Source organism: Mycobacterium sp. TH-M82, assembly GCF_057473605.1.
In genome coordinates this window covers 1-1251 of record NZ_JBYCKY010000804.1, presented here as the reverse complement: position 1 = coordinate 1251, position 1251 = coordinate 1, and the positions used below count along the sequence as shown (strand labels likewise).

The window sequence follows — 1251 nt, the reverse complement described above, 5'->3', positions numbered from 1 at the left end:
TGATGGGCCTTTGGGGGTTTCGAGCGTTGTGGCGCAGGGCTTTTGCGATGTTGTCGTGGCCGTCGAGGCGAAGCAGGCCGATGGCGGTGTTGCGCAGGGTGGCCATAACTTGGGGACCGGCGCCGGTGCGGTTCTGGGAGTGGTCTTCGGCGTAGGTGACGTCGCGGACCCAGTGCAGCCGGTTCTCGATCGCCCAGTGGCCGCGCAGCCAGCTGGCTAACTGTTCGGGGCTGGCGTCGGTGGCCGCCAGCGAGCTGATCGCGTAGACGACCTCGGTGTGCGTTGTGTTCGCCTTGTGGTCGGTGACGGTGCGGGTCAGTTGCAGCACCTGCACCGCGTGCGGGAACCCGATGCCGGCCGCGATCTCGGTGGCTTTGAGCACACGTTTGGTGGTGCGTCCGTGGCTGTGTTCGGTGCTGCGGTCGGCCACCGGGATCTGTTTCCACGGAAGCTCTTTGAGTTGTTTGCGCAGTTTGGGCTGGTTGGCTTTGACGGTTAGGATGTAGTGGCCGCCGGCCGCGGCGATGGCCTGGGCGGTGTCGCGCTGACAATGCAAAGCGTCGGCGGTGATGACCGCGTCAGCGATGTCGATAGTGTCCAGAAGCGTTCGCAGCATTGGGATCTCGTTGGTTTTCGCGCCGACTGCGAGCTGGCCGAGCACCGTGCCGGTGTGCTGGCACAGCCCGGCTAAAAGGTGCACCAGGCCGTCAGCCGCATCGCGGGCGCCGCGCAGCGTCTTACCATCGAAAGCAATCACCCGCCGCCCGGTGACCGTGCTGGTGCGCAACCACATCCACCCTGCCATCAGCTTGTCCAGCTCATCGGGGGCCAGTCGTTGCAGGCAGCGGCGGATCGTCGACTCACAGGGCACCGTGCCCGTGACACCCAGGCGCGCGAGCACGCTCGGCGCGGCGTCGGCGGCCCATTCGGCGATCGCGACAAACGAGCGTGCGCCCGCCAGCGTGGCCGCCAGCGCCACCCCCAGCACCCCGGGCAGTGCGTGGCGTTTCCCGCGCGGCTTGCGCGGGTCGGGCACCTTGGCAACCAGCTCCAGCAAACTGTCGGGCGCGGTGGGGATATCAGCCAACTCACCCAGCAGCGGGTCGGAGTCGTCGACGACGGACAAGATCGGAGATGATGACACAGCGGGCACGGCAGCACTTTCTGGGATGTGACTGGTGTGCAAACTGTGATCATCTCGTGCTCTGCCGTGCCCGTCCTGTAGCCACACCGCTCCCGTGTGTCACACCC

At 66.5% G+C, this 1251-nt stretch carries 1 protein-coding gene; it reads right to left on the bottom strand.

The window, feature by feature from the left end:
- Nucleotides 1-1126: ISAs1 family transposase (locus tag AC2VON_RS23675; protein ID WP_486955033.1), on the bottom strand; the 1126-nt coding region annotated here is incomplete at its 3' end.
- Nucleotides 1127-1251 lie beyond the last annotated feature (125 nt).